We start from the raw sequence: 25,987 nt of genomic DNA, 5'->3' as shown, positions 1-25,987 counted from the left end.
TGCGCTGCTGTGAGCAGCTCAAGCGCACGCTGGCAGCCATCGGGCCACCGAACCCCCTCCGTTTGCTGGCTGATCATGCAGATGGGCTGGGGTAACTGCCGGATTTAGGATGAATCAGCTTTATTTGGCGCGCAAATCAGTTTATCTGGCATACAACATCGAATCGCGCCACAAAGATGCGGCGCAATGAGGCTTGCCATGCCGGAAGCCGGCAGCGCGCAGAAAGCGCCGTCCTTGGAGTGATTTTGCAGATCGAACGTTTTATCTAAGATCCGTACCACAGACACAGATCGAGCGGCACGAACCGCCGGCACCACGAACCATCAACCCACCCCAGGCCTCACCCCCCACCCGCCGAAGCCCATGGAACTCCACCTGATCCGCCACCCGCGCCCCGCGGTCGAGCCCGGCATCTGCTACGGCCAGCACGATGTCGGCCTCGCCGAATCCGCCGCCGCGGTCGCCGCCCGCCTGCGTCCGCTGCTGCCGCCGGATTACGCGCTGTACGCCAGCCCGCTCGCCCGCGCCCGCCTGCTCGCCGAGGAGCTCGGCGCACCGACACTCGACGCCCGCCTGAAGGAAATGCATTTCGGCGACTGGGAAGGGCGCAGCTTCGCTTCCATCGGCCCCGCGATCGACGCCTGGGCGGCCGACCCGCTCGGCTTTCGCGCCCCCGGCGGCGAGTCGGCGCGCGAGCTGGCGGCGCGCGCGCTCGACTGGCTCGCAGAGCTGCAAGGGGACGCGCCAGCGCAGCCGGTCGTCGTCGTCGCCCACGGCGGCCCGCTGCGCGTGCTCGCCGGCCACCTCCTCGGCCTGCCCGCCGAGCGCTGGCTGGGGCTGGACTTCCAGTGCGGCCAGGCCACCCGGCTCGACCTCGAAAGCTGGGGCACGACCCTGCGCTGGTTCAATCGCTGAGCGCCGCCGCCGCACCGGCGCGCACCGCCCGGACGCATCCCACGCGCGGTGCACCACCGCTCCCAGCCGCGCCCGGCTTCATGGGATAATCCGCGACTGACCGTCCGTGCCCACCCACACCATGTCGCTTCCCCTGCCCGAATTCTCCCGCGGCCGCCTCGTCATCGTCGGCGACGTGATGCTCGACCGCTACTGGCACGGCTCGACCACCCGCATCTCGCCCGAGGCGCCGGTGCCGGTGGTGAAGGTGGAGACCGACGAGTTCCGCGCCGGCGGCGCCGGCAACGTCGCCCTCAATGCCGCCGAACTGGGCGCGCGTACCGAGCTGGTGGCGCTGGTCGGCCGCGACGAGGCCGCCGCGCGCCTGCGCCAGCGTCTCGAAGACGGCCGGGTGGGGTGCCGCCTGCTCGAAGCGCCGCAGCACCCGACGATCACCAAGCTGCGCATCATCAGCCGCCACCAGCAGCTGATCCGGCTCGACTTCGAGGACAACTTCGCCGTGCTCGAATCGGCCGGCATCGAGCGCGCCTTCGAGGACGCCCTGCCCGGCGCCGGCGCGGTGGTGCTGTCCGACTACGGCAAGGGCACCCTGGCCCAGGTCGGCAGCCTGATCCGCGTCGCCCGCGAGGCCGGCGTGCCGGTGGTGGTCGACCCGAAGGGCACCGACTTCGGCCGCTACTGCGGCGCCACCGTGATCACCCCCAACCTGAGCGAGTTCGAAGCGGTGGTCGGCCACTGCGCCGACGAGCCGACCCTGCGCGCGCGCGGCGAGACCCTGCGCGAGGCGCTCGACCTCGAAGCGGTGCTGATCACCCGCTCCGAGCGCGGCATGACCCTGCTGCAAAAGGGCCAGGCGGCGCTCGACCTGCCCACCCGCGCGCGCGACGTATTCGACGTCACCGGCGCCGGCGACACCGTGGTCGCCGTACTCGGCGCCGGGCTCGCCTGCGGCCTGGCGCTGGCCGAGGCCACCGCGGTGGCCAACGTCGCCGCCGGCATCGTCGTCGGCAAGCTCGGCACCGCCACCGTCGGCGCGGACGAGCTCGCCGAGGCGCTCCGGCGCGCGGTAGAGCCCGGCGCCGCAGCCTGAAACCATGAGGAACGCACCATGATCATCGTCACCGGCGGCGCCGGCTTCATCGGCAGCAACATCGTCCACGGCCTCAACGCCCGCGGCATCCGCGACATCCTCGTCGTCGACGATCTCAGCGACGGGCGCAAGTGCCTCAACCTCGCCGACGCCGACATCCTCGACTATGTGGACAAGGACGACTTCCTCGCCCGCATCCGGGCCGACGAAGGCTTCGGCCAGGTGGACGCGGTGTTCCACGAAGGCGCCTGCTCGTCGACCACCGAGTGGGACGGCCGCTTCGTCATGAAGGTGAATTACGAATACACCAAGGCCTTGCTCGCCTGGTGCGTCGCGCGCCGGACGCCGCTGATCTATGCCTCGTCGGCCTCGGTGTACGGCATGGGGCCGGTGTTCCGCGAGGGGCGCGAGTTCGAGCAGCCGCTGAACATGTACGCCTACTCCAAGTTCCTGTTCGACTGCCACCTGCGCCCGCAGCTCGCCGCCCTCGACAGCCAGGTCGTGGGCCTGCGCTACTTCAACGTCTACGGCCCGCGCGAGCAGCACAAGGGCGGGATGGCGAGCGTCGCCTTCCACTTCCACAACCAGCTGAAGGAATCCGGCCGGGTGCGCCTGTTCGAAGGCTCGGACGGCTACGGCCCGGGCGAGCAGCGGCGCGACTTCATCCACGTCGACGACATCGTCGCGGTGAACCTGTGGCTGCTCGACAACCCCCAGGTGTCGGGCATCTTCAACCTCGGCACCGGGCGCGCGCAGAGCTTCAACGACGTCGCCCACGCCGCGCTGCGCTGGCGGCGCGCCCGCGGCGAGGAAGGCGGCGGCATCGACTACATCCCCTTCCCCGAGCACCTCAAGGGCCGCTACCAGAGCTTCACCGAGGCCGACATGGGCGCCCTGCGCGCGGCCGGCTACGACCGCCCGTTCATGGACGTGGAGAGCGGCGTGCCCGCCTACCTCGACTGGCTCGCCACCCGTGGCTGAGCGCCCCGCCGGTGGCCGATGAGCCGGACGCGATGAACACGCCCGCCGTACCGCCCGCAGCCGGCGCGCGCGCGCCGGCCCGCCGCATCCTCGTCGTCGGCCCGTCCTGGGTCGGCGACATGGTGATGGCGCAGAGCCTGTTCAAGGCCCTCAAACAGCGCGGCGCATGCGCCATCGACGTGCTCGCGCCGGGCTGGTCGCTGCCCATCCTCGAACGCATGCCCGAAGTACGCCGCGGCGTCGCGATGCCGCTCGGCCACGGCGAACTCGGCCTCGGCGCGCGCCGTGCGCTGGGCCGCTCGCTCGCCGGCGAAGGCTACGACCAGGCGATCGTCCTCCCCGGCTCGCTGAAGTCCGCGCTGGTGCCCTTTTTCGCCGGCATTCCGCAGCGCACCGGCTTTCGCGGCGAGATGCGCTACCTGCTGCTCAACGACCTGCGCCGCCTCGACAAGGCCGCGCTGCCGATGACGGTGCAGCGCTTCATCGCCCTCGCCGCACCCGCCGGCGCGCCGCTGCCCGAGCCCTTGCCGCTGCCGCGGCTGGTGGCCCAGGCGGCCAACCAGCCGGTGCTGCGCGCACGGTTCGAGCTGCCCGCCGAACGCCCTGCGGTGGCCTTCATGCCCGGCGCCGAATACGGCCCCGCCAAGCAGTGGCCGATCCCGCACTTCGCCGCGCTCGCACGCGCGCTCGGCGCGCGCGGCTACCAGGTCTGGGTGCTCGGCTCGAACAAGGACCGCGCCGCCGGCGAAGCGATCGCCGCCGGCAACCCGGCGGTGACCAACCTCGCCGGCCTCACCGCCCTGGGCGACGCCGTCGACCTGCTGGCGATGTGCGCCGCCGCGGTCACCAACGACTCTGGCCTGATGCACGTCGCCGCCGCGCTCGAGGTGCCGCTGGTCGCGCTCTACGGCTCGTCCAGCCCGGAACACACGCCGCCGCTGGCGGAGCGCGTCGCGATCCAGACCCTGCGCCTGGAATGTTCGCCCTGCTTCCAGCGCACCTGCCCGCTCGGCCACACCCGCTGCCTCACCGACCTCGCCCCCGAGCGCATCCTCGCCGCGCTCGGCGGCCTCGGCCTCGCCGGGCTCGAGCATGCCGGCGGCGAGGCCGGAGCAGAAATCGTGCACTTCACCGGACGGGCCTGACGCGGCGATGCATGTGCTGATCGTCAAGACGTCCTCGCTCGGCGACGTCATCCACACCCTGCCGGCGCTCACCGACGCCGCGCGCGCGCTGCCCGGAATCCGCTTCGACTGGGTGGTGGAGGAAGCCTTCGCCGAGATCCCGCGCTGGCGCCCGGCGGTCGACCGGGTCATCCCGGTGGCAGTGCGGCGCTGGCGCAAGCATCCGCTGCGGGCCTGGCGCAGCGGCGAGTGGCGCGCGTTCACCGCGGCGATCGGCGCCCGGCGCTACGACGCCGTGATCGACGCCCAGGGTCTGCTCAAGAGCGCCTGGCTCGCCCGCCATGCGCGCGGCCCGGTGCACGGCCTCGACCGCCACTCGGCGCGCGAGCCGCTCGCCAGCCTGTTCTACCGCCACCGCCACGCCGTCGCCTGGGGCCGGCACGCGGTGCTGCGCGTGCGCGAGCTGCTCGCCGCCGCGCTCGGCTACGCCCTGCCCGACGGGCCCGGCGCAGCGGCCGACCCTTACGGCCTCGACCGCGCCCGCGTGCTCGCCGGCGCCGCGCAGGCGGCCGACCCCGGCGCACCCTATCTCGTCTTCCTCCACGGCACCACCTGGGCGACCAAGCACTGGCCCGAGCTGTACTGGCGCCGCCTGGCCGAGCGCGCCTGCGCCGCGGGCTGGCAGGTGCGCCTACCCTGGGGCAACGACACCGAGCGCGCCCGCGCCGAGCGTCTGGCCGAAGGGCTTGCCGGCGCCCGCGTGCTGCCGCGGCTGACGCTCGCCGGTGTCGCCGCCGAGCTTGCCGGCGCCCACGCCTGCATCGCCGTGGACACCGGCCTCGGCCACCTCGCCGCCGCCCTGGCAGTGCCCACGGTGTCGGTCTACGGCCCGACCAACCCCGGTTTCACCGGCGCCTGGGGCGCCGGCCAGCGCCACCTCGCCTCCGACTTCGCCTGCGCGCCCTGTCTGCGCAAGCGCTGCCGCTACACGCCGGACGCGGCCGACCGCGCCCGCCCCGACTTCGCCCGCGAGCAGCCGCTGTGCTTCACCCGCCTCGCACCGGAGCGGGTCTGGGCCGAACTCGCCGCCGTGCTCGACCGCAACGAGGCCGCCTGATGCAGCTCGCCTTCTGCCTGTACAAGTACTTCCCCTTCGGCGGCATGCAGCGCGACTTCCTGCGCATCGCCCAGGCCTGCCAGGCGCGCGGCCACGCGATCCGGGTCTATGTGCTGGAATGGCAGGGCGAAGTGCCGCCCGCCTTCGAGGTCGTGCAGGTGCCGGTGCGCGCACTGTTCAACCACCGCCGCTACCGCAAGTACACCGACTGGGTGCAGGCCGACCTCGCCCGCCGCCCCGCCGAGCGCGTGATCGGCTTCAACAAGATGCCGGGGCTGGACGTCTATTACGCCGCCGACCCCTGCTTCGAGGACAAGGCGCGCACCCTGCGCAACCCGCTCTACCGCCTGGGCGGGCGCTACCGCCACTTCGCCGCCTACGAGCGCGCGGTGTTCGGCGCCGACAGCCGAACGGAGATCCTGATGATCTCCGCCGTGCAGCAGCCGCTGTTCGTGCACCACTACGGCACGCCAGAACGGCGCTTCCATCTGCTGCCGCCCGGCATTGCGCCGGATCGACGCGCGCCGGCGAACGCGGGCGAGATCCGCGCCGCCTTCCGCCAGGAGTTCGGCCTCGCCGACGACGTCCTGCTGCTGGTCCAGATCGGCTCCGGGTTCAAGACCAAGGGCGTGGACCGCAGCCTCAAGGCGCTCGCCGCGCTGCCCGAGGCCCTGCGCCGGCGCACCCGGCTGATGGTGATCGGCCAGGATGACCCCAAGCCGTTCAAGCTGCAGGCCATCGCCCTGGGCCTGGCCGAGCATGTGCAGTTCCTGAAGGGCCGCAGCGACGTGCCGCGCTTTTTGCTCGGCGCCGATCTGTTGATCCACCCCGCCTACAACGAGAACACCGGCACCGTGCTGCTCGAAGCCATCGTCGCCGGTCTGCCGGTGCTCACCACCGCGGTCTGCGGCTACGCCCACTACATCACCGACGCCGATGCCGGCCGCGTCGTTCCCAGCCCGTTCGAGCAGGGCGCGCTCGACCTCCGCCTCGCCGAAATGCTCTCTGCCGACGACGACCGCCGCCGCTGGCAGGCCAACGGCCTCGCCTTCGCCGCCCGCGCCGACCTCTACAGCCTGCCCGAACGCGCCGCCGACTGGATCCTGCAGCCTGCGGCCGACGCCGCCGCCGCCCGACGATGACACCGCCCGCCTCCACCACGGCCCGCGCCGCGACCGCCACCCTCTTCGTCGACGAGCCCTTCCGCAGCCTGTGGCAGGGGCGCGACCCGTTCGCCGCGGTCGAGGCGCTGCAGGGCGAGGTGTTCCGCGAACTCGAAGGCCGGCGCACGCTGCGCACCGAAGTCGGCGGCCGCGCCTACTTCGTCAAGATCCACCGCGGCGTGGGCTGGGGCGAAATCTTCAAGAACCTGCTCTCGCTGCGCCTACCGGTGCTCGGCGCACGCAACGAGTGGCGTGCCATCGCCCGCCTGGGCGACGTCGGCGTCGCCACGATGCGCGCCGTGGCCTTCGGCGAGCGCGGCCGCAACCCCGCCCGCCAGCATTCGTTCATCATCACCGAGGCGCTCGCGCCGACCGTGAGCCTGGAAGACTACTGCCGCGACTGGCCGGCCCACCCGCCGCCGCCCGCGCTCAAGCGCGCCATGATCGAGCGCGTCGCCGAGATGGCCCGGCGCATGCACGAAGGCGGCATGAACCACCGCGACTTCTACCTCTGCCATTTCCTCCTCCACACCGCGCCGCCGCCCACCCCCGCTGCGCTGCACCTGTCGCTGATCGACCTCCACCGCAGCCAGGTCCGCCGCCGCACGCCGCGGCGCTGGCGCGACAAGGACCTGGCCGGGCTGTATTTTTCCGCGCTCGAGATCGGCCTCACCCGGCGCGACCTGCTGCGCTTTCTGCGCGCCTACTTCCCGGGGCCGCTGCGCGCCACCCTGCGCCGCGAGGCGGCGCTGCTGCGCAGCCTGGCACGGCGCGCGGACAAGCTGCACGCACGCTACCTGCGCAAGTACGCCCCGGAGGCACGCGAATGAGCACGCCGGCCCCGCTGCAGACGGCCGCGGCGCTGCGGGCGGCAGGCCGCCACCCGGTCCTGCCGCTACGCGTCCAGCTGGCCGACGGCCGCAGCCTCACGGTGCACCGCCTGCTGCGCGTGCTGCCGGGCAAGCGCCTGGTCGGCGAGGCCGAGTTCGAAGGCCGCCGCGTGCTCGCCAAGCTCTTCATCGCCCCCGCCAGCGCCCGCCACTGGCAGCGCGAACGCAGCGGCATCGAGGCCCTCGCCGCCGCCGCCGCCCTCCCCACTCCGGCGCTGCTCGCCGCGGCTCCCCTGGAAAACGGCGGCCACGCCCTGCTCACCGCCTTTCTCGACGGCGCCGACAGCCTCGCCGCACGCTGGGAGGCGGAGGCCGCCGAAGCGGCCGGCAGCGTGCGCGCCCTCGCCGTGCTCGCCCCCGCGTTCACCCTGCTCGGCCGCCTCCACGCCCGCGGCCTGGTGCAGGACGACCTGCATCTGGGCAACTTCCTGGTCCACGGCGGCCACCTGCTGGTGATCGACGGCGACGCGGTGCGCGCTCTGCGCCCCGGGCGGCCGCTCGATGCCGCCCAGGCCGCGGCCAACTTCGCCATCCTCGCCGCGCAGCTGCCGGCGGCGTGGGACGCCCACCTCCCGCGCCTGGTCGAGGCCTGGCACAGCGCCGACGATGCCCTGCCCGCACTCGACGTCCCCGCCCTGCGCGCCCGCATCGCCGCCACCCGCAGCGCCCGCCTGCAGGCCTTTCTCGGCAAGGTCCTGCGCGACTGCACCCTGTTCCGGGTGGAACAGCGCCTCGACCGCTTCAGCGCCGTAGTGCGCGACCAGGCCGAAGCGCTCGCCCCCCTGCTCACCGACCCCGACCGCGCCCTCGCCGCCGGCCAGCTGCTCAAGGACGGCGGCACATGCACGGTGGCGCGTACCGAAATCGCCGGCCAGGCGCTGGTGATCAAGCGCTACAACATCAAGAATGCCGGCCACGCGCTGTCACGCGCCTGGCGTCCGAGCCGCGCCGCCCATTCCTGGGTCGCCGGCCACCGCCTCGCCTTTCTCGGCATCGCCACACCGGCGCCGCTGGCCCTGGTCGAAGAGCGCCTCGGCCCGCTGCGCCGGCGCGCCTGGCTGGTCAACGCCTGGTGCCCGGGGCGGAACCTGCTCGAGCACCTCGCCCCGCATGTCGATCGCGCCCCGCCCGCGGCCGAAGCCGAGGCCCTGCGCCAGCTGTTCGCCACCCTGCACCGCGAGCGCATCTCGCACGGCGACCTCAAGGCCAGCAACCTGCTGTGGCATGAAGGCCGCATCGTCGTCATCGACCTCGACGCCCTGCGCCAGCACCGCAGCGCCGCGGCCCACGCCCGCGCCTGGCGGCGCGATCGTGCCCGCCTGCTGCGCAACTGGCCGGCGGGCAGCGCCCTGCACCGCTGGCTGGACGCCGAATTACCCGCCGCCTGATGCCGGGGCCGCGCCGCCCAACCGCAGGCACGTGCAGCCGCCAGCGGGCCTTCAGCGCATCTCGAACGCTTCCTGATGGAAGCGGATGCCGCTCGCACCCATGCTACGGAACCCCTTGCGCAGCCGCTCGGCGAGGCCCTGCGGCCCGCAGAACCAGACTTCGAGCGCCTCCTTTTTCCCCATGCGCTCTCCCAGGACTTCCGCGCTCAGGCTTTCGTTGTGCATGCTGCTGATGACGTGCAGCCGCACCGACGGCAGCGCCGCGCACAAGATTTCGAGGCGGGCGACGAATGGATCCGCGGCACGGTCGCGCACGCAGTAATAGAAGTCCACGTCGGGCGCCTGCTCCGGTCTCGCCTGCAAGGCCTCCAGCCAGGAGAGGAAGGGGGTCACGCCGATCCCGCCGGCAACCCACGCCTGGCCCCGCCGGCCTCGTCCGCGCTGCAGCTCGAAGCAGCCATACGGTCCCTCGACGTCCACCGCCTGGCCCGCCTCGAGCCGCCGGGCCAGGCCCCGGGTGTAGTCGCCCAGCGCCTTGATCTCGAAAGTGACGCGGCGGTCGCCACGATCGGCGCCGGCGATCGTGAACGGATGAGCGCCCTCGAGGCGGTCGAAGGTGGCAAAGGCGAATTGCCCGGGGCGATGCCCGCGCCAACCCTCGTCCAGGAAACAGGTGACCTGGGTGAGGCCCGGGCCGGATTCACGGACCGACTCCACCACGCCGCCGACGCGACGGCGGTGGCCGATCCGGCCCGCCAGGGCGAGCCCGCTGGCAGCCACGCCGGCGGCGATCAGCAGCGCAAGCAGGACACCGACCGGCCGCCCCCAGTAATCGAGCGGCGCCAGGGAGGCGGCATGAAAGGCCAGCACCAGATACAGCGCCGGCATCACTTTATGCAGGTAACGCCAGATCCTGAACGGAAAGCGCTTCCATAGCGTCAGCACCAGCATCGCCAACAGCGCATAGACCGCGAACTCGCCGAGTTCCTCGGCAAGGTCGCGCATCGCCTCCAGGAAGTCGCCGCCACGATCCTTGGGCAGGCGGCCTTCGCGGCCGAAGACCGCCTTGATCACGCCGGCCGACATCTCGACCAGCCAGTGCAGCGCGGCAAAGCCGATCGCCAGGATGCCCGCCCATTTGTGGACGCGGTAGATGCGGTCCATGCCGCCGAAAGGGCGCTCCAGCCAGGCCGGCCGGGTAGCGAGCACCATCGCCAGGGACATCAAGGCCAAGGACCACAGCCCGGTGAGCGTCAGCGCATGTTCGCGCACCGCCCACGGATTGCCCGGCCCCGCACCGGCGGGACCCGGCGCCGACAGCAGCGCCCAGCCCCATGCCAGAGTCACCAGAGCGAGGAAGGCAGATAAAAAGCGTTTCACGGCCCCCTCCCCTCAATCGTCCTCGAAATAGCCTTTCTCGGCATCGAGGTGGCACGCGCCGCAGTTGGCCTTGCTCCCCACATCCTTGCGCGTCCAGTCGGATTTCGGCACCTCGTCGTGCTCGTGCACCCATTTCGGCAGCTCGGTGATGCGAAGCGGCGCTTCGCCCGGGCGCAGACCGCGCAGCAGCTTGCCGGCCCGGCCCGAGGCATCGCCCGCACGATCGGTCAGGTAACGGGTGATCGCGGCGGCGGTGTCGGCATCGACGCTGGCGTCGTCGCCGAAATGATTCGCCAGTTCACCCATCATGCGTTGCCACGATGCCGCCGGCAGCATCGATGGCGGAAAGGCGAGATGGCAGCTGCCGCACTCCTGCAGCGTGAGCTTGTCGGTCACCGGCGGGTAGTAATCCTGGTCTCCGGCCCGGGCACGGCCGAAAAGCAGTACGGTCACGGCGAGCACGGCGACACCGAGGGCGAGCGGACGAAAGGGAACGGTTTTCATGGGGAATCTCCGTGATCGGTGCTTACTGCGTCGCCATCCAGGCGAGCCAGTCGCCCTTCTCGCGTGCGCTGCACTCGCGGCCCAGCACCTCGGTGCAGTTGCGCTTGAACCATTTCTCGACCTTCGCCGGATCGGTGTAGCGGGATGCCGCCACCGACGCCGCCATCGGCTCGATGCCTTTGCCGGTGCGGGTCCGGCCGGGGGCGCGCGCATCATCGCCATGACATGAGGTGCACGCCGGGGTATCGGGCTTGCCACCGGCGTGGCGGGTGCGATGCAGGGTTTCGCCACGATCGGCCGAGAAGCCGGCGAAAGCGGGGTCGGCGGCACGCGCCTCGGCCGCATAGCGGGTGATCAGATCGGCGGGCGGGGCCGCCAGCGCCCCGGCACTCGCGCCGATGCAGCACGACAATGCGATCGTGCGGAATTTGCAGTTCATGGTTCGCTCCTTGATCCGGGTCGGAAACTCGACCGGACGGGCAGGCCGGATGCCACTCGTCCGCCATTCGTCCGGAATCGGGTGCCCAGTGTGCAAGGGCGCGAATGAATCGAAGCTGAACGCACGACGCGCGTGCGGCGGCGAGGGGCGGAAGCCGCGGTTCAGCTCCGGTTCAGGATGAATGGGCCACGCTCCCGCCTTTCCTGACCACGGAGCCATTCCCATGAAGACCGCCTTTTTACGCGCCTCGCTGCTGTCCGTGCTCGTCGCCGGCAGCGTCCTGCAAGCGCACGCCGCAGCGGACGAACCGTCATCCCTTCCACAGGAAACCTGCGCATCGGTTCGCCACGAGATCGATGCCGTGAACGCGCATTTGCGCGCGGCGCAGGCCGATCGGGCCGGGCAAGCGCCGGCATCCGCTGGCGAAGCGAAGCTGGCCCTCGAACTCGGCGCGCACCTCGACGTCTTGCGCGCGAATCTGCCCGCGCAGCGGACGCCGCGGGCCCAAGCCAGCCTGCTGCTGAGCGACATGCGCGATGCTTTGTCACTGATGCGCAACGCCACCCACATCGATGCCCGCCAACTCGCCGTCCGGCGGCTGGAAGAGGACCATCGTCTTTACGATGTGCTGCTGCAAACCCTGGGATGCGCCGACCCCCGACCGACAGCCCTCTGAGCCGATGAAAGCCTTCACCCCGCGCCAGGCGTTGCTGCTCTCGCTCGCTGCGGCGCTGATCACGATTGCGATGAAAACCGGCGCCTGGTGGCTCACCGGCTCGATCGGCTACCTGTCCGACGCGCTCGAATCGGTGGTCAACCTGGCCGGGGCCGGCTTTGCCCTGTGGATGGTGTCGTACGCGCGGCAGCCCGCCGACGACGACCACCAGTACGGCCACGGCAAGGCCGAATATTTCTCCGCTGCCTTCGAAGGCGGCCTGATCTTCATCGCCGCGCTGGTCATCCTGCTCACTGCCGGCGAGCGCCTGCTCAATCCGCTGCCGATCGGCGACCTCGGCGTCGGCACCTTGCTGTCCGTCGGCGCGAGCCTGGTCAATTTCCTCGTCGCGCGCGTGCTGCTCCAGGTCGGTCGCGCACACCGCTCGCTGGCGCTCGAGGCCGATGCGCGCCACCTGATGGCGGACGTATGGACGACCGCCGGCGTGGTCTGCGGCGTCGGCCTGGCCGGCGCGACCGGCTGGAACTGGCTCGACCCCGTCGTCGCCGGCGCCGTCGCACTCAACATCCTGCGCGAGGGCGGGGAATTGATGCGGCGCTCGATCGACGGCCTGATGGACCGCACACTATCCGACGCGGACGTCGCCGCGATCGAGCGCGCCCTCGGCGAAGCGTCACCGCCGGGATGCTTCCATGCCAAGCTCACGACCCGTGCCGCGGGCGCGGTACACTTCGCCCACGTAGAGCTGTGCGTTCCCGGAGACTGGACCGTGGCCGATGCCCACGCAGTTGCCGACACGCTCGAGCGCGCCGTGCAGGAGCGGACCGGAACCCGTCTCTCGACCCACCTCGAACCGATACCCTCCACCGCTGCCCGAAGCACCGCAGCGGGCCCGGTCTGAGCATCGCCCGCTCCATCAACCCGAACCCATCCAGACCGATGCACCTGCTCATCATCGAAGACGACCGCACGATCGCCGAGAACATCTACGAGTACCTGGAGGCACGCGGCCACCAGTGCGATTACGCCGACTCGATCGCGACGGCATCGGCCTTGCTCGCACGCGCCCCGTTCGATGCGCTGGTCCTGGACCGCAACCTCCCCGACGGCGACGGCCTCGTGCTCGCCCGCCGGCTGCGGGCCGAGGGCCGCGCAACACCGATCCTGGTGCTGACCGCGCGCGACGCGCTGGAAGACAAGCTCCTCGGCTTCGAGGCCGGCAGCGACGATTACCTGGTGAAGCCCTTTGCGCTACAGGAGCTCGAAGTGCGCCTGCTGGCGCTGGCGCGGCGCAGCACCGCCCGCCCGGCCGATCCGGTGCTGCACCACGGCGAGCTGGAGTTCAAGGCCGCAACACAGGAGGTGCGGCTGCAGGGCCGTCTCCTCGCACTGCCCCCGAAAGCCCTGCGTCTGGTCGCCGAACTGCTCTCGCAGCCCGAGCGCGTGTTCTCCCGGCGCGAGCTGGAGATCGCGGTCTGGGGCCACGAGCAGGACAGCAGCGACAATCTGCGCAGCGTGCTACACACCCTGCGTCGCGCCTTCGGCGACGACGCCCCTACCCAGGTGGTGAATGTCCATGGCCTCGGCTACAAGCTCGTCACCCGCTGAGAGCGCCGCACACCGCAGCGGACGGCGCTGGCTGTCGGGCGGGATGCGCATCCGGATCGCGGTGTCGGTCACGGCCATGCTGGTCGTCCTCATCGTCGCGCAGTCGCTCGCCCTGGTGGGGCTCTACGAGGAGATGGAAGAAGAGTTCATCGACGGCACGCTCGACGAGCAACTGCAGTACAGCATCGAGCACAGCCGCCAGCTCGGCATCCTGATCGGGCCGCAGACGCCGGATATGACCCTCTACCGTTTCACGCCGGGGGCGGAACTGCCGCAAGGGCTGAGCCCGGAACTGGCCGGACTTCCGCTCGGCAATCACGAGGACTGGTCCTCCGGGCGCGAACTGCACGTCGCCGTCCGCGGGGCCGACGGCCAGCGCTACGTCCTCGTCTATGACGAGTCGGAGCATCGCGCGCGCGAGTCTGCGGTGATCACCGCAGTCGTGATCGGCGACCTGATGCTGGTCGCCCTGTCCTTCATTCTCGTCTACGCAATCGCCGGCCGGATGACGCGCGGCCTGGAGACGCTCGCCGAACGCGTCGAGGGCGAGCGCGACGGCACCCCCTTCGCCGAAGAAAGTCTCGACGCCGAACTCCTTGCCGTGGCACGCGCCCTGGACCGGGCCGAGGCCCGGCAGGCGGCCGTGCTCGCACGCGAGCGCGACTTCAGCGCCAATCTGTCGCACGAGCTGCGCACCCCCCTGGCCGGTATCCGCAGCGACGCCGAAATGCTGCTCACCGACAGCTCTCTGTCCGACAAGGCCCGTCGCCGTGCCGAGCGCATCATCGCCACCACCGACCGCACGACCACGCTCGCCCACAGCCTGCTGCTGCTCGCCCGTGAAGCCCGGCCGCAAGTCGTCGAGCCGGTCAACCTGGGGGCGGCGGTACGCAGCGCATGGAGCCGCCTGCACCCCGCCGGGGCCGAGGCACTGACGATCCGCATCGACCCCCAGGCCGAAGTCGCAACCGACCCCAACCTGCTGGCGCTGGTGCTGCACAACCTGCTGGAGAACGCACTCCGCCACGGCGAAGGGCACGCGATCGAGGTGGTGCAGGAAGGGCGCCGGCTCGAGGTGCTCGACCGCGGCGCGGGCTTCGGGACGGAAGATCCGATGCGCTGCTTCGAGCGCTTCCGGCGCGGCGGGAGCAAACCGGGGCACGGCCTCGGCCTGGCGCTGGTCCGGCACATCTGCACGGCCTGCGGCTGGACCGTCCACGCCGCGAACCGGCCCGACGGCGGCGCCTGCCTGACGATCGACTTCGGCGCAGGGCCGGCGTAGGCGTAGGCGTAAGCGGGTAGCGCTCACACTTTCCTCACACCCGCATCACGCTTTCCTCACGGGCACCTCCGTAGATTGCGCGGATCCTCTCCGGCTCCGCGCGACCATGCCCGAACGGCGTCAGCCCCTCGCTTACTCCCTCACCGCACCCAGCGGCACTCCGACCGGCGCGAAGACTCGCGCGCGCGGCGTTTCCGCACTCTCATCCGTCTGGACGGCCGCAACGCGCTGGCGCCCCGAAGTTTCCATCGAAGGCCTGCTGCTCGGTATCAGCCTGTACTTCTCGCTCGCCTGCAACAGGCCTTTCTGGCACGCCTTGCTGGCGAGCCACGGCAGCGGCGGCGAAGCCCCTGCCTACGCTCTCGCGGTCGGGGTGGCCCTGACGGCGCTGAACTTCCTGCTCCTCGCGCCCCTGCTCAACCGCTGGACGACGAAGCCGCTGCTGGGCGCACTGATCCTCATGGCCGCCGTCGCGCGCTACTACGCCGACCACTTCGGGGTGTATTTCGACCCGAGCATGCTGCGCAACGTGCTGCGCACCGATGTCGCCGAAGCGCGCGAACTGCTCACAGCCGGTTTCTTCCTGCAGGTCGCCGCGCTGGCTCTGCCAGCGCTCTTCATCCTGCAGCGCGCCCGTCTGCGCCAGCGTCCACTGCGGCGAGCGCTGGCGATCCGCAGCGCGTCCGTCGTGCTCGCACTGATCGTGACCGCAGGCGCGCTCGGTAGTGTGTTCAAGGATTTCTCGGGGGAGATGCGCAACCACAAGGAACTGCGCTACCTGATCACGCCGGCCGCTCCGCTCTGGTCGCTTGCACGCGTGCTGACCCGGGACGCGCACGCGGCCAGCCTGCCGCGCCGGCCGGTCGGCGCGGATGCCCGCCTGGGGGCGAGTTGGGCCGCGGCGAAAAAGCCGGTCCTGTTCGTGATCGTGGTCGGCGAGACCGCACGCGCGGCCAACTGGGGGCTGAACCACGGGGCGGAGCAATCGCCGGTCCACGACACCACGCCCGAGCTTGCCGGGCGCCAGGTCGTCAATTTCCCGGAGGTGACCAGCTGCGGCACCAACACCGAGGTGTCGGTGCCCTGCATGTTCTCGGTGCAGGGACGGCGCCACTACGACGAGGACGCCATCCGCGGCAGCGAATCCCTGCTCGACACCCTGCGGCACGCCGGCCTGCGGGTGGTATGGAACGACAACCAGTCGGGCTGCAAGGGCGTGTGCGCAGGCGTGGAGAGCATGCGTCCGGAGCCGGCCAGCCTGCCGGAGCTGTGCCAGGGCGAGCGCTGCCTCGATGCAGCCCTGCTCGAAAGCAGCCGCGGCCTCCTGCACGATGCCGACGGCAACCTCGTGCTGGTCCTGCATCAGCTCGGCAACCACGGTCCCGCCTACTTCCGCCGCTACCCGGACGCCTTCCGCCGCTTCACGCCCACCTGCGACGACGAGGACCTGTCGCAATGCAGCCGCGAACAGGTCAGCAACAGCTACGACAACGCCCTGCTGTACACCGATCATCTACTCGCGGGCGGCATCGACCTGCTGCAGGAGCTGGTCCCGCGCTACGACACCGCGCTGCTCTACGTCTCCGATCACGGCGAGTCGCTCGGCGAGAAGGGCCTCTACCTGCACGGCCTGCCGTACTCGATCGCCCCCGCGGAACAGACCCGCGTGCCGATGGTGATGTGGCTGTCGCCCGGCTTCGCCGCCCGCAACCGGCTCGACCCGGCCTGCCTGCGCACACAGGCCGCGAGACCGATCTCGCACGACAACCTCTTTCACACCGTCCTCGGCCTGCTCGACGTGAACACCTCGGTGCGTGACCAGACGCTGGATCTAACCGCCCCCTGCCGGAGCTGACGGCATGCCGACGAAAGAGCTCACCGCCGCCATGTCCGCACCCGGATTCGATTCAACGCGCAGATGGCTGCTGTCGCAGTACGCGCTCCTCGCACTGAGCGCACTGCTGTTGTTCTGGGCATTCGAAGGCAGCGACCTCGACCGCCGGCTTGCGCGGATCTTCTTCGACCCGGAACTCGGGGTCTTCCCGTTGCGGCGGGCATGGTTTCTCGAGGCCGTGATGCACAGGGCGGCCAAGCAGGCCACCTATGTCCTGGTGGCGGCGAGCCTCTGGCTGTGCTGGCAGGGCTGGAAGGGCCGGCTGAGCTGGCTGCCGCCGCGCAATGCCCTGCTCGCGGCGATTGGCATGGTGGCGATTCCGGCCGCGACCTCGGCCGTGAAGCTGATGACGGCGCGTTACTGCCCGTGGGACACCATCGATTTCGGCGGCTATGCGCCCTACCTCCACCTGTTCGAGGCCGCCCCCCGGGGCATCAAGGCCGGTCAGTGCTTCCCGGCTGGCCATGCATCCACGGGTTTCCTGTGGATCGTCTGGGCCGTGGCGCTCAGACCGGTCGGGCGACATGCAGTACGCCGTGCGCTCCTGGCCGCGCTGCTCGCGGGAGGGATCCTCGGCACGGCACGCATGCTGCAGGGGGCGCACTTCCTGTCCCACACGCTGTGGACGTTGTGGCTGGCGTGGATGCTGAGCACCACCCTCGCCGTCGTTGTCCGCGCCGACATCCGTCTTTACACGCCCCCGACTACGGCCTACCCATGAACCGCCCCACCCTGCACACGGCCGCACCGATCAGCCTGCGCGCCCACTTCGGCTTCCTCCTCGGCAGTGCCGCCATGCTGCTGTTGATGTTCTTCCTGCTGCGCCTGGCGCTGCTGGTGCACAACCGGGAACTGATCGACGGCATCGCGCCTGCCATCCTGGCCGAGGCCTTTTTCAACGGCCTGCGCTTCGACCTGCGGGTCGTAACGTTCATCTGCCTGCCCCTGGTGCTGTCGCTCGCAAGCACGCACGCGATGGCCGCCCGCGGCGCCCACCGGCTGTGGCTGACTGCCTGCGCCAGCGTGGTGCTGCTGCTCGGTGTCATCGAGCTCGATTTCTACCGCGAATTCCACCAGCGCCTGAACAAGCTGTTCTTCCAGTATTTCAAGGAAGATCCGGCTACCGTCCTGAGCATGGTCTGGCACGGCTTCCCGGTGGTGCGCTACGTGTTTGCCTGGCTGGCGGCCACCGCCCTGCTGGCCTGGCTGTTCCATCGGCTCGATCACTCCACACGGCCCTGCCCGACGGAGGCGATGCGGGGCAGCGCGCGTCCGGGCTGGCGCTGGCTGGCGCTGCTGCTGGGCGTGGTGGTGTCGGTGGCGGCCGCGCGCGGCACGCTGCGCCAGGGACCACCGCTGCGCTGGGGCGATGCGTTCACGACCGACTCGATGTTCGCCAACCATCTCGGCCTCAATGCGGCGCTGACGCTGTACGACGCCGCCCGGCACGAGCTGTCGGACCAGCGCAAGCGCGCCTGGCTGGACGCGATCGCCGACAGTGAGGCGACACGCGTCGTTCGCGAGCTGCTGCTGACGCCGAACGACACGCTGGTCGACGCCGATCGAGCCGCCGTGCGCCGCCACTACGTGCCGCCCGCGGCCAGCGCGCTGCCGGTGCGCAACGTCGTCGTGATCCTGCTCGAGAGCTTCGCGGGACGTTACGCCGGCGCCCTCGGCGACGGCAACGGCATCACGCCGCAGTTCGACCGGCTGGCGCGTGAAGGCCTGCTGTTTACCCGGGTGTTCTCGAACGGCACGCACACCCACCAGGGCATGTTCGCCACGATGTCCTGCTTTCCCAACCTGCCCGGCTTCGAGTACCTGATGCAGACGCCCGAGGGCGCACAGAAATTCTCCGGCTTGCCGCAGCTGCTCGGCGCCCGCGACTTCGACGACCTTTATGTCTACAACGGCGACTTCGCCTGGGACAACCAGGCCGGTTTCTTCGGCAACCAGGGCATGACGACCTTCATCGGCCGCAGGGATTTCGTGAACCCGGTGTTCTCGGACCCGACTTGGGGCGTTTCCGACCAGGACATGTTCGACCGCGCCGTCACCGAACTGCGCAAGCGCGGCGACAAGCCCTTCTACGCCCTGCTGCAGTCGCTCTCCAACCACAGCCCCTATGCGCTGCCCGATCCGCTGCCGGTCGAACCGGTGACGGGCCACGGTGCCTACGACCAGCACCTGACCGCGATGCGCTATTCGGACTGGGCGCTGGGCCGCTTTTTCGAGCAGGCGCGGCAACTGCCCTCGTTCAAGGACACGCTGTTCGTGATCGTCGGCGACCATGGCTTCGGCGGCGTGGAACAGCTCACCGACATCGACCTGCTGCGCTTCCACGTGCCGCTGCTGCTGATCGCCCCCGGCATCCAGGAGAAGTTCGGCGCCACGCGCGACGTCGTCGGCACCCAGGTCGACGTCGTGCCGACGATCATGGGCCGGCTCGGCGGCGCGGCCACCCACCAATGCTGGGGCCGCGACCTGCTCGCACTGCCGGCGGGTGACGCCGGCTTCGGCGTCATCAAGCCCTCCGGCAGCAGCCAGAACGTCGCCATCCTCGAAGGCGACACCGCGCTGGTGCTGTCCGAAGACCGCCAGGGCAAGCTCTACCGCTACCGCGTGGGCGCGACCGCCGCAGCGGGCACGTTCGAGGATGCCGCACGGCAGCAGGCCATGGCACGCCGGCTGGAAGCCTTCCTGCACGCGGCAACCCGCAGCCTGCTCGAAAACACTGCCGGAGTCACCACGGCGCACGCGACGGCCGCGGCCAACGCCCCTCGCCGGCCAGCTGCTGGCGAGCGATGACGACACCGTGAGCACTCGGGCCCGGCCAAAGAGGCCATGGCGCGCGGGCACTCCGTTTGTTAAGCTTTTCTTAAACCCGGACGTACATGCTGGTCCGGACCGAATCCGATCACGCCCACCCCGACATGGAGAGGAACAACGAATGCCGATGAAGCAAGCACCGGTCGACCTGGCGTTCTCGCATAAATACGACCGCGCCCACGCGACCCAGTATCTTGCCAAGCACCAGGACGGCCTCGCCCGGCGTCTCTCCCACCTGCGCGACATCCAGCTCGCGCGCCGCGCGCTCGCCCAGGCCGGCGATCCGCAGCGGGTGCTCGATCTGCCCTGCGGCGCCGGCCGCTTCTGGCCGCTGCTGGCCGAGCGTCCGGATCGCGAAATCCTTGCCGCCGACAACTCCGAATCGATGCTGGAAACGGCGCTCGCCAACCAGCCGGCCGACATCGTCCGCCGCGTGCAGGCCTTTCGCACCTCGGCCTTCGCCATCGACCTCCCCGACGGCGCCGTCGACTGCATCTTCTGCATGCGCCTGCTGCATCACATCAGCGACAGCGCACACCGCCTGACCATGCTGAAGGAGTTCCACCGGGTCAGCCGCGACACTGTGATCCTCTCGCTCTGGGTCGATGGCAACTACAAGGCCTGGAAGCGTGCCCGCCTCGAACGGCGCCGCGCCGCGGCGGGCAAAACCGGCAGCAATGCCAACCGCTTCGTCGTCTCCCGCAGCGTGATCGAGGATGAATTCGTCCGTGCCGGTTTCGGCATCGTCGGCCGGCACGATTTCCTGCCCGGCTATGCGATGTGGCGGGTCTATGTCTTGCGCAAGGCGGCGCCGTCATGCCGGTAAGCGCCGGCACCGGCCCTGCCCAACCTTTCATCCACTGGTGGAACACGCGGGGCGAGTGGGTCGAGGCGCCGAATGTCCGCCGCGGCGGCAACAGCGGAGTGCAGTTGCTGCGCGGCGAAACGGGATCGATGCTGTATGTGAAGCGGCAAACGGGCCATGTCCACCGTTCCCTGCGGCATCCTTTCGGCCGCCCCACGGTGCTGCGCGAGGCGGAAGCCCTGCGCGCCCTCGCCGCCCTCGAAGTGCATGTGCCGACGCTGACCTACTGCGGCGCCCGCAATCAGGACGGCCAGTGGCAGGCGATCCTCGTCACCGAGGCGCTCGAGGGCTACCTGAACCTGGACGCCTGGTACCGCCAGCCGCACGACCCCGCCACCCGGGCGGCGATGTTACGCCAGCTCGCGCAAACGCTCGCCCGGATGCATCGCGGCCACTGGCAGCACGGCTGCCTCTATCCCAAGCACATTTTCGTGCGTAGCACCGAAGACAGCGCGGCGGTGGATGTCGCCCTGCTCGATCTGGAAAAGGCCCGCCGCCGGCTCCTGCCGCGGCTGGCGTCACGCCACGACCTCGCTCAGCTCGACCGCCACCGCGGCCCGATGCCCGACACCGACTGGCGGGATCTCCTCGATCATTACCAGCACGCTCTGGCTGCGCTGTCCCCGCCCTGACCACCATGGCGGCGGTCTGAAGCGCGCTCAGCCTTCGTCGCGGAACTGCATTGCGTGCAGGCGGGCATACGCTCCGCCCGCCGCCAGCAGTCCGGCGTGGGTGCCACGTTCGACGATCCTGCCCTGATCCATCATCAGGATCAGGTCGGCCTTCTCGATCGTCGACAGGCGGTGGGCGATAACCAGCGTGGTACGCCCCGCGGTGGCATGGTCGAGCGCAGCCTGGATGTGGCGCTCGGATTCGGTGTCGAGTGCCGAGGTGGCCTCGTCGAGGATCAGGATCGGTGCGTCCTTGAGCAGCGCACGGGCGATCGCCAGGCGCTGGCGCTGGCCGCCGGAGAGGGTCACGCCGTTCTCGCCGATCTCGGTGTCGAAGCCCTGCGGCAGGCGATCGATGAACTCCTTCGCATAGGCCGCTTCGGCCGCGGCCTCGATCGCCGCGCGCGGCGCCCCGGCCAGATCGCCATAGGCGATGTTGTTCGCCACGGTGTCGTTGAACAGGGTGACCTGCTGGGTCACGAGCGCGATGTGGCGGCGCAGGTTGCGCAGGCGGTAGGCGCGCGCCTCGACCCCGTCGATCAGGATGTGGCCGTCCTCGTAGTGGTAGAAACGCGGGATCAGGTTCGCCAGCGTGGTTTTTCCGCTGCCCGAGCGCCCCACCAGCGCCACCATCTGCCCGGGCGCGACGTCGAAGGCGATGTCGTGCAGCACGGGACGCTCCGCACCCGGGTAGCGGAAGGCCAGCCCGCGGACCTCGATCCGCCCCTCGACCCGCTCGCGCTCGACGGTGCCGTCGTCGACTTCCGGCGTCTCATCGAGCTGTTCGAAAATGCTCTCCGCTCCCGCCACGCCGCGCTGGATCGTCGAGCTCACTTCGGAGAGCTGGCGGATCGGCTTGGGCAGCAGGCCGGCCGCGGTAATGTAGGCGACGAGATCGCCGGCGCTCGAGTCGCCGCGCAGCAGCAGCACCAGGAACAGCACCACCGCCATCGCCGCGTAGGTCACCAGCTGCAGGCTCGGGGTGAAGATCGCGTTGGTCCGCACCATCCGCAGCTGCTTGCGGGTGTTGTTCGCGCTCGCCGCGGCGAAGCGTCCCGACTCGTAGGCTTCACCGCCGAAGCTGCGCACCACCCGATAGCCCTGGATGGTTTCCGAGGCCACATGGGTGACGTCGCCCATCGCGACCTGGATCTTCTTCGCCTGCTTGCGGAACTTGCGGCTGGCGATATTCACCAGCACGCCGATCACCGGCAGCACCGCCACCATCACCAGCGTAAGCTTCGCGTTCATCCACAGCAGGTAGATGACGAGGAAGATCGCCGTCAGCCCCTCGCGGAACACGATCTTGATCGCGTCGGTCGCCGCCCCCGTCACCATGGTCACGTTGAAGGTGATGCGCGAGATCAGGTGGCCGGTGTTGTGCGCGTCGTAGTAGCGGTTGGGCAGCCGGAGCAGGCTGTCGAACAGGCGCACGCGCAGATCGTGCACCAGGCCCAGCGACACCCTGGCCAGGAAGTAGTTGCCGAGATAGGACCCCAGCCCCTGCCACAGCGCGATCAGCACGATCATCAGCGGCACCGCCTTCATCAATGCCACCCCATCGACCAGCGCCACGCCCACGTCCAGCGCCGCCGCCGGGTCGGTGAGGCCGTCGACGAAATACTTCATCACCGCGGCCAGCATCGGCTGCGACGAGGCGAAAACGATGAAGCCCAGAATGCTGACGGCGAAGGTGCCGATGTAGGGCCGCACATAGCCCAGCAGGCGGAGGTAGATCTTGAGGCTGGATGCGGTTTTGGTTTCCGCGCCGGTTGTGGACATGGCGGGTGGTGCGCTGGTGGAACGGGCGATGTTACCATGCGCCGCCAGCCACACCCCCACTATCCTGGCCGGTAGAATCCGCCCTTTCGATACGCAGGCCCAACGGTGATCCGGCTCAGCCACTCCGACTATCTCGCAATGCGCGCCCATGCCCGGGTAATCGAAGCCGACCTCCTCGGCAACAAGGTATTGGCGCTGAGCGACGGCAGCTTCCTCAAGCTGTTCCGCCGCAAGCGGCTGTTGTCGTCGGCGGCCTGGCATCCCTACGCCAACCGCTTCGCCGACAATGCCCGCGGACTGGCAGCGCTGGGCATCTGCTCGCCGGAGCCGGTCGCGGTGTACCGTATCCGGTCGATCGCCCGGGACGCGGTACGTTACCGGCCGCTGGCAGGCAGTACGCTGCGCCAACTGGCTACCGCCGGTACCGGACCAGCCGACCTGCGATACCGCCTGGGCCGCTTCGTCGCCCGCTTGCATCAGCTCGGCGTGTACTTCCGCTCGCTGCACCTGGGCAACATCGTCCTCACCCCGGCGGGCGAGCTGGGCCTCATCGATGTCGCTGACCTGCGGATCACCCGCCGGCCCCTGCACTACCACCGCCGGCGGCGCAATATGAAGCACCTGCTCCGCATCGAAGCCGACCGCGCCTGGCTCACTGCCGACGGCACCGCCGCCTTCCGTGCCGGCTACGCCGAGGGAGCAGGCGACACCCGCATCGCCGACGCCGTTGTCCCGACCTGACCACGACCGCTCCACGCCTGCATGAACCCGACACACGACGACCTCGCCGATCCCGCACCGGCCGCAACCTGCCCGATCTGCAGCGGTGCCGCACGCTACGACTTCAGCGGCCGCGACCTGATGTTCGACCTCCATCGCCGTCACGATTACTGCCGCTGTGTCGCCTGTGACTGCATCTTCCAGCAGCCGATGCCGGATGCGGCCACGATCGCGGGCTTTTATCCGCCCCACTACGACATCTACGAGGAAGAAAAGGCGTCCCGCCCGCCCAGCCGGGTGAAGAAGGCGGTGCTCAGTCATCGCTTCGGCTACCGCCACCTGGCAGGCGGGCCGGTCGATGCGCTGCTGGCACGGCTGGCGGCGCCATTCGTCGATCTCGATCCGCCGCCCTTCATTCCCGGCGGACAGCTGCTCGACGTCGGCTGCGGCAACGGCCGCTTTCTTGCTTCCATGCGCGCACTCGGGTGGACGGTGCAGGGCGTCGAGTTCAGCCCCGACGGCGTGCGCGCGTGCCACAAGGCCGCACTGCCGGTCCATCACGGCAATCTCCCCTCGGCGCGCTTCGCCGACGACCGTTTCGACGTCATTACCGTGCGGCACGTGATCGAGCACATCCCGGAGCCGCAAGCCTTCGTCGCCGAGATCACCCGCATCCTCAAGCCAGGCGGCCGGCTGATCATGGAAACGCCGAACAGCGACGCCCTCGGCCGCGCCTGGCTGAGCGCGAACTGGTTCGCCAACGAAATCCCGCGCCACCTGTTCCTCTACAATCCGCGCAACCTTGAATTGCTGCTGGCATGCCACGGCCTCGTCCCCGACCGCCTCCGCCTCGGCACGACTCCGAAGATTTTCCTCAACAGCCTCGACTACATCCTGCGCAACCGCGGCAAGCCGTCGAAGAAAATCCGCTGGCGGCGCACCCTGGCCCGCGCCTACGTCTGGCTCGCACAGCGCAGCGGGCGTGGTGACGTCATTCACGCCGAATGCCGCAAACCGACGCCGGCCGCCGCCCTGAACTGCGCGGCAGGATGTTGACTGGACACCGCATGCGCATGGTCCGGCTGCTCGATCGATTCCGCCGCAGATGGCGGCGCCAAAAGCGCTCCCTGCAGGAGCGCTTTCCCCAGTACGCGATCGGCCGCGGCTCCTACGGCGATCTCACCGTGCGCAGTTGGAAGGAAGGCACGACGCTGACGATCGGCGCCTATTGTTCGATCGCTGCCGGCGTAAAGGTTTTCCTCGGCGGCGAGCACCGCGCGGACTGGGTCACCACCTTCCCCTTCCCGGCAATCTGGCCCGCCGATGCTGGTCACATCACCGGCCATCCACGCAGCCGCGGCGACGTCGTCATCGGCAACGATGTCTGGCTGGGCACCGAGGCCATGATCATGTCGGGCGTCACCATCGGCGACGGCGCGGTCGTCGGCGCGCGCGCGGTCGTCACCCGTGATGTGCCTCCCTACGCAATCGTCGCCGGCAATCCGGCACGCATCGTGCGCTACCGCTTCGATCCAGCCATCATCGCACGCCTGCTCCGGGCGCGCTGGTGGCACTGGAGCGACGACCGCATCCGCACCTACCTGCCGCTGCTGCTGTCGGACGATCCCGCGCGCTTCCTCGACGCGGCCGAGGCGGACACTCCCGGAGGCGAGCGCGCATGAAAGAAATTCTTTTCCTGTCGAAGGGCGAGGACGCCTCTTCCACCCGCTACCGGGCACTCCAGTTCTTCAGCCGTTTCGAGCAGGCCGGGTTCAGCCCCCGCCACCTCGTCATCGCCGGCAGCGCCGCCGCATACCTGCAGGCGCTGCATGCTGCACGGCACGCCGACATCGTCGTCGTCCAGCGCAAAGTCTTCCCTACCGCGCTGCTGTGGCTGTTGCGCCGCAGCGCCCGCCGCCTGGTATTCGACTTCGACGACGCCATTTTCTGCAACAGCGACGGCACACCGTCACCGACACGGATGAAGCGTTTCGCCGCGATGGCACGCAGCTGCGACCACATCCTCGCCGGCAACGCCTTCCTCGCTGCCACCGCCGCACGCTTCAACCCGGCGGTGAGCCTGATCCCGACCTGCATCGACGCCGGCAAGTACCTGACAAGGGTGGACAAGCCGACCGCAACGGTGGACCTGGTGTGGATCGGCAGCAGTTCGACGCGCAATTACCTTGAGGAAGCGCTCCCCGCCCTGCGCCTTGCCGCCAGCCGGGTCGCCGCGCTGCGGCTCAAGATCATCGCTGACTTCGATCTGCCGACGGCTGGCATCGCCATTCTCCCGGTGCGCTGGCAGGCGGCCACCGAAGCCGCCGAACTGGCCTCCGCCCACATCGGCATCGCGCCAATGCGCAACGATGACTGGAGCCGCGGCAAATGCGCGCTGAAAGTATTGCAATACATGGGCGCGGGTCTGCCGGTGGTGTCGTCGAATGCCGGTGTCAATGCCGAAGTCGTCCACCCCGGCGACAACGGTTTCCTCGTCGACAGCGCCGAAGAATGGGCGCAGGCGATTGCCCGGCTGGCGGCGGACCCTGCCCTGCGCCAGCACCTGGGCATGGCCGGACAACGGCTGGTCGCCGAACGATACTCGATCGACGCGGTTTTCAACCGCATCGCCGCCGCCCTCGCCAGCCTGTGACGGAGACTACGGCAAC

The 25,987-nt window shown here is 70.0% G+C and carries 25 protein-coding genes; 21 read left to right on the top strand and 4 right to left on the bottom strand.

The features are described from left to right. Positions 1–363 precede the first annotated feature (363 nt). From cobC to MXC99_RS08725, 8 genes are all read left to right on the top strand, one after another. A complete protein-coding gene (cobC, locus tag MXC99_RS08760) occupies positions 364–915 on the top strand; it encodes an alpha-ribazole phosphatase family protein (RefSeq protein ID WP_247725077.1) in 552 nt (183 codons plus the stop codon). A gap of 121 nt (positions 916–1,036) precedes the next feature. Then, positions 1,037–2,005, top strand: a complete 969-nt coding sequence (rfaE1, locus tag MXC99_RS08755) for a D-glycero-beta-D-manno-heptose-7-phosphate kinase (protein ID WP_247725079.1) — start codon at positions 1,037–1,039, stop codon at positions 2,003–2,005. 18 nt (positions 2,006–2,023) lie between these two features. After that, a complete protein-coding gene (gene rfaD / locus MXC99_RS08750) occupies positions 2,024–2,986 on the top strand; it encodes an ADP-glyceromanno-heptose 6-epimerase (RefSeq protein ID WP_247725076.1) in 963 nt (320 codons plus the stop codon). Between the two features lie 32 nt (positions 2,987–3,018). Continuing rightward, positions 3,019–4,131 (top strand): lipopolysaccharide heptosyltransferase II, encoded by a 1,113-nt coding sequence (waaF, locus tag MXC99_RS08745; RefSeq protein ID WP_247725075.1) that lies wholly within the window; start codon positions 3,019–3,021, stop codon positions 4,129–4,131. A gap of 7 nt (positions 4,132–4,138) precedes the next feature. Next, positions 4,139–5,227 carry a lipopolysaccharide heptosyltransferase I gene (gene waaC / locus MXC99_RS08740; protein ID WP_247725074.1) on the top strand — a complete coding sequence of 363 codons (1,089 nt, stop codon included), beginning with the start codon at positions 4,139–4,141 and terminating at the stop codon, positions 5,225–5,227. Then, the gene (locus MXC99_RS08735; RefSeq protein ID WP_247725073.1) at positions 5,227–6,369 is read left to right on the top strand and encodes a glycosyltransferase family 4 protein; all 1,143 of its coding nucleotides are present in this window, start codon (positions 5,227–5,229) and stop codon (positions 6,367–6,369) included. The genes waaC and MXC99_RS08735 overlap by 1 nt, the downstream gene beginning before the upstream one ends. Further along, a complete protein-coding gene (gene rfaP, locus MXC99_RS08730) occupies positions 6,366–7,220 on the top strand; it encodes a lipopolysaccharide core heptose(I) kinase RfaP (protein ID WP_247725072.1) in 855 nt (284 codons plus the stop codon). The genes MXC99_RS08735 and rfaP overlap by 4 nt, the downstream gene beginning before the upstream one ends. After that, positions 7,217–8,668: a lipopolysaccharide kinase InaA family protein gene (locus MXC99_RS08725; protein ID WP_247725071.1), complete on the top strand. Its 1,452-nt coding sequence runs from the start codon at positions 7,217–7,219 to the stop codon at positions 8,666–8,668. Before rfaP ends, MXC99_RS08725 begins: the two co-directional genes overlap by 4 nt. A 51-nt stretch (positions 8,669–8,719) precedes the next feature. On the opposite strand, the gene MXC99_RS08720 is transcribed toward MXC99_RS08725, so the two are convergent. Genes MXC99_RS08720 through MXC99_RS08710 form a run of 3 tightly spaced genes read right to left on the bottom strand, consistent with a single transcriptional unit; the run spans position 8,720 to position 10,991 of the window. Beyond that, positions 8,720–10,048 carry a ferredoxin reductase family protein gene (locus MXC99_RS08720; RefSeq protein WP_247725070.1) on the bottom strand — a complete coding sequence of 443 codons (1,329 nt, stop codon included), beginning with the start codon at positions 10,046–10,048 and terminating at the stop codon, positions 8,720–8,722. 12 nt (positions 10,049–10,060) lie between these two features. Next, entirely contained in the window at positions 10,061–10,552 is a 492-nt protein-coding gene (locus MXC99_RS08715) for a diheme cytochrome c (protein ID WP_247725069.1), read from the bottom strand. Positions 10,553–10,574: 22 nt separating this feature from the next. Beyond that, the gene (locus MXC99_RS08710) at positions 10,575–10,991 is read right to left on the bottom strand and encodes a DUF1924 domain-containing protein (RefSeq protein ID WP_247725068.1); all 417 of its coding nucleotides are present in this window, start codon (positions 10,989–10,991) and stop codon (positions 10,575–10,577) included. Positions 10,992–11,214: 223 nt separating this feature from the next. Here MXC99_RS08710 and MXC99_RS08705 point away from each other — a divergent pair, with 223 nt between their 5' ends. From MXC99_RS08705 to MXC99_RS08665, 9 genes are all read left to right on the top strand, one after another. Beyond that, entirely contained in the window at positions 11,215–11,667 is a 453-nt protein-coding gene (locus tag MXC99_RS08705) for a hypothetical protein (RefSeq protein ID WP_247725067.1), read from the top strand. A gap of 4 nt (positions 11,668–11,671) precedes the next feature. Continuing rightward, a complete protein-coding gene (locus MXC99_RS08700; RefSeq protein WP_247725066.1) occupies positions 11,672–12,568 on the top strand; it encodes a cation diffusion facilitator family transporter in 897 nt (298 codons plus the stop codon). A gap of 38 nt (positions 12,569–12,606) precedes the next feature. Continuing rightward, positions 12,607–13,275, top strand: coding sequence for a response regulator transcription factor (locus MXC99_RS08695; RefSeq protein WP_247725065.1), 669 nt, complete (start codon positions 12,607–12,609; stop codon positions 13,273–13,275). Further along, complete coding sequence (locus tag MXC99_RS08690) at positions 13,238–14,557, top strand: sensor histidine kinase (protein ID WP_247725064.1); 1,320 nt, start codon at positions 13,238–13,240, stop codon at positions 14,555–14,557. The genes MXC99_RS08695 and MXC99_RS08690 overlap by 38 nt, the downstream gene beginning before the upstream one ends. 106 nt (positions 14,558–14,663) lie before the next feature. Beyond that, positions 14,664–16,412, top strand: a complete 1,749-nt coding sequence (locus MXC99_RS08685; RefSeq protein WP_247725063.1) for a phosphoethanolamine transferase — start codon at positions 14,664–14,666, stop codon at positions 16,410–16,412. A gap of 4 nt (positions 16,413–16,416) precedes the next feature. Continuing rightward, positions 16,417–17,172, top strand: a complete 756-nt coding sequence (locus tag MXC99_RS08680) for a phosphatase PAP2 family protein (RefSeq protein ID WP_247725062.1) — start codon at positions 16,417–16,419, stop codon at positions 17,170–17,172. Further along, positions 17,169–19,259, top strand: coding sequence for an LTA synthase family protein (locus MXC99_RS08675; RefSeq protein WP_247725061.1), 2,091 nt, complete (start codon positions 17,169–17,171; stop codon positions 19,257–19,259). Before MXC99_RS08680 ends, MXC99_RS08675 begins: the two co-directional genes overlap by 4 nt. Before the next feature lie 142 nt (positions 19,260–19,401). Next, entirely contained in the window at positions 19,402–20,106 is a 705-nt protein-coding gene (locus MXC99_RS08670) for a class I SAM-dependent methyltransferase (protein WP_247725060.1), read from the top strand. After that, positions 20,097–20,777 (top strand): lipopolysaccharide kinase InaA family protein, encoded by a 681-nt coding sequence (locus tag MXC99_RS08665; protein WP_247725059.1) that lies wholly within the window; start codon positions 20,097–20,099, stop codon positions 20,775–20,777. Before MXC99_RS08670 ends, MXC99_RS08665 begins: the two co-directional genes overlap by 10 nt. Positions 20,778–20,804: 27 nt before the next feature. Here MXC99_RS08665 and msbA read toward each other — a convergent pair whose 3' ends face one another. Continuing rightward, entirely contained in the window at positions 20,805–22,598 is a 1,794-nt protein-coding gene (msbA, locus tag MXC99_RS08660; protein WP_247725058.1) for a lipid A export permease/ATP-binding protein MsbA, read from the bottom strand. 105 nt (positions 22,599–22,703) lie between these two features. Here msbA and MXC99_RS08655 point away from each other — a divergent pair, with 105 nt between their 5' ends. The 4 genes from MXC99_RS08655 to MXC99_RS08640 are packed head-to-tail and all read left to right on the top strand — an operon-like array spanning position 22,704 to position 25,971. Next, entirely contained in the window at positions 22,704–23,339 is a 636-nt protein-coding gene (locus tag MXC99_RS08655; protein WP_247725057.1) for a toluene tolerance protein, read from the top strand. Positions 23,340–23,360: 21 nt separating this feature from the next. Then, positions 23,361–24,374, top strand: coding sequence for a class I SAM-dependent methyltransferase (locus tag MXC99_RS08650; protein ID WP_247725056.1), 1,014 nt, complete (start codon positions 23,361–23,363; stop codon positions 24,372–24,374). Between the two features lie 11 nt (positions 24,375–24,385). Beyond that, positions 24,386–25,000: a CatB-related O-acetyltransferase gene (locus tag MXC99_RS16930; RefSeq protein WP_282100140.1), complete on the top strand. Its 615-nt coding sequence runs from the start codon at positions 24,386–24,388 to the stop codon at positions 24,998–25,000. Next, positions 24,997–25,971 (top strand): glycosyltransferase family 4 protein, encoded by a 975-nt coding sequence (locus MXC99_RS08640; RefSeq protein ID WP_247725055.1) that lies wholly within the window; start codon positions 24,997–24,999, stop codon positions 25,969–25,971. The genes MXC99_RS16930 and MXC99_RS08640 overlap by 4 nt, the downstream gene beginning before the upstream one ends. Positions 25,972–25,987 lie beyond the last annotated feature (16 nt).

The sequence above is a fragment of the Thauera aromatica genome (genome assembly GCF_023093595.1).
In the GTDB taxonomy this organism is placed as follows: domain Bacteria; phylum Pseudomonadota; class Gammaproteobacteria; order Burkholderiales; family Rhodocyclaceae; genus Thauera; species Thauera aromatica_A.
The sequence above is the reverse complement of the archived record's forward strand: the minus strand, read 5'-3'. Positions and strand labels throughout refer to the sequence as shown.

Bases quoted from the DNA above. Each gene is read 5' to 3' on its own strand.
- MXC99_RS08685 (WP_247725063.1), top strand. From the start codon at position 14,664: ATGCCCGAACGGCGTCAGCCCCTCGCTTACTCCCTCACCGCACCCAGC.
- MXC99_RS08670 (WP_247725060.1), top strand. From the start codon at position 19,402: ATGCCGATGAAGCAAGCACCGGTCGACCTGGCGTTCTCGCATAAATAC.
- rfaD (WP_247725076.1), top strand. From the start codon at position 2,024: ATGATCATCGTCACCGGCGGCGCCGGCTTCATCGGCAGCAACATCGTC.
- MXC99_RS08700 (WP_247725066.1), top strand. From the start codon at position 11,672: ATGAAAGCCTTCACCCCGCGCCAGGCGTTGCTGCTCTCGCTCGCTGCG.
- MXC99_RS08680 (WP_247725062.1), top strand. From the start codon at position 16,417: ATGCCGACGAAAGAGCTCACCGCCGCCATGTCCGCACCCGGATTCGAT.
- rfaE1 (WP_247725079.1), top strand. From the start codon at position 1,037: ATGTCGCTTCCCCTGCCCGAATTCTCCCGCGGCCGCCTCGTCATCGTC.
- MXC99_RS08705 (WP_247725067.1), top strand. From the start codon at position 11,215: ATGAAGACCGCCTTTTTACGCGCCTCGCTGCTGTCCGTGCTCGTCGCC.
- MXC99_RS16930 (WP_282100140.1), top strand. From the start codon at position 24,386: ATGCGCATGGTCCGGCTGCTCGATCGATTCCGCCGCAGATGGCGGCGC.
- MXC99_RS08725 (WP_247725071.1), top strand. From the start codon at position 7,217: ATGAGCACGCCGGCCCCGCTGCAGACGGCCGCGGCGCTGCGGGCGGCA.
- MXC99_RS08665 (WP_247725059.1), top strand. From the start codon at position 20,097: ATGCCGGTAAGCGCCGGCACCGGCCCTGCCCAACCTTTCATCCACTGG.
- waaF (WP_247725075.1), top strand. From the start codon at position 3,019: ATGAACACGCCCGCCGTACCGCCCGCAGCCGGCGCGCGCGCGCCGGCC.
- MXC99_RS08715 (WP_247725069.1), bottom strand. From the start codon at position 10,552: ATGAAAACCGTTCCCTTTCGTCCGCTCGCCCTCGGTGTCGCCGTGCTC.
- rfaP (WP_247725072.1), top strand. From the start codon at position 6,366: ATGACACCGCCCGCCTCCACCACGGCCCGCGCCGCGACCGCCACCCTC.
- MXC99_RS08695 (WP_247725065.1), top strand. From the start codon at position 12,607: ATGCACCTGCTCATCATCGAAGACGACCGCACGATCGCCGAGAACATC.
- MXC99_RS08690 (WP_247725064.1), top strand. From the start codon at position 13,238: ATGTCCATGGCCTCGGCTACAAGCTCGTCACCCGCTGAGAGCGCCGCA.
- MXC99_RS08675 (WP_247725061.1), top strand. From the start codon at position 17,169: ATGAACCGCCCCACCCTGCACACGGCCGCACCGATCAGCCTGCGCGCC.
- msbA (WP_247725058.1), bottom strand. From the start codon at position 22,598: ATGTCCACAACCGGCGCGGAAACCAAAACCGCATCCAGCCTCAAGATC.
- MXC99_RS08650 (WP_247725056.1), top strand. From the start codon at position 23,361: ATGAACCCGACACACGACGACCTCGCCGATCCCGCACCGGCCGCAACC.
- MXC99_RS08735 (WP_247725073.1), top strand. From the start codon at position 5,227: ATGCAGCTCGCCTTCTGCCTGTACAAGTACTTCCCCTTCGGCGGCATG.
- MXC99_RS08710 (WP_247725068.1), bottom strand. From the start codon at position 10,991: ATGAACTGCAAATTCCGCACGATCGCATTGTCGTGCTGCATCGGCGCG.
- MXC99_RS08640 (WP_247725055.1), top strand. From the start codon at position 24,997: ATGAAAGAAATTCTTTTCCTGTCGAAGGGCGAGGACGCCTCTTCCACC.
- waaC (WP_247725074.1), top strand. From the start codon at position 4,139: ATGCATGTGCTGATCGTCAAGACGTCCTCGCTCGGCGACGTCATCCAC.
- cobC (WP_247725077.1), top strand. From the start codon at position 364: ATGGAACTCCACCTGATCCGCCACCCGCGCCCCGCGGTCGAGCCCGGC.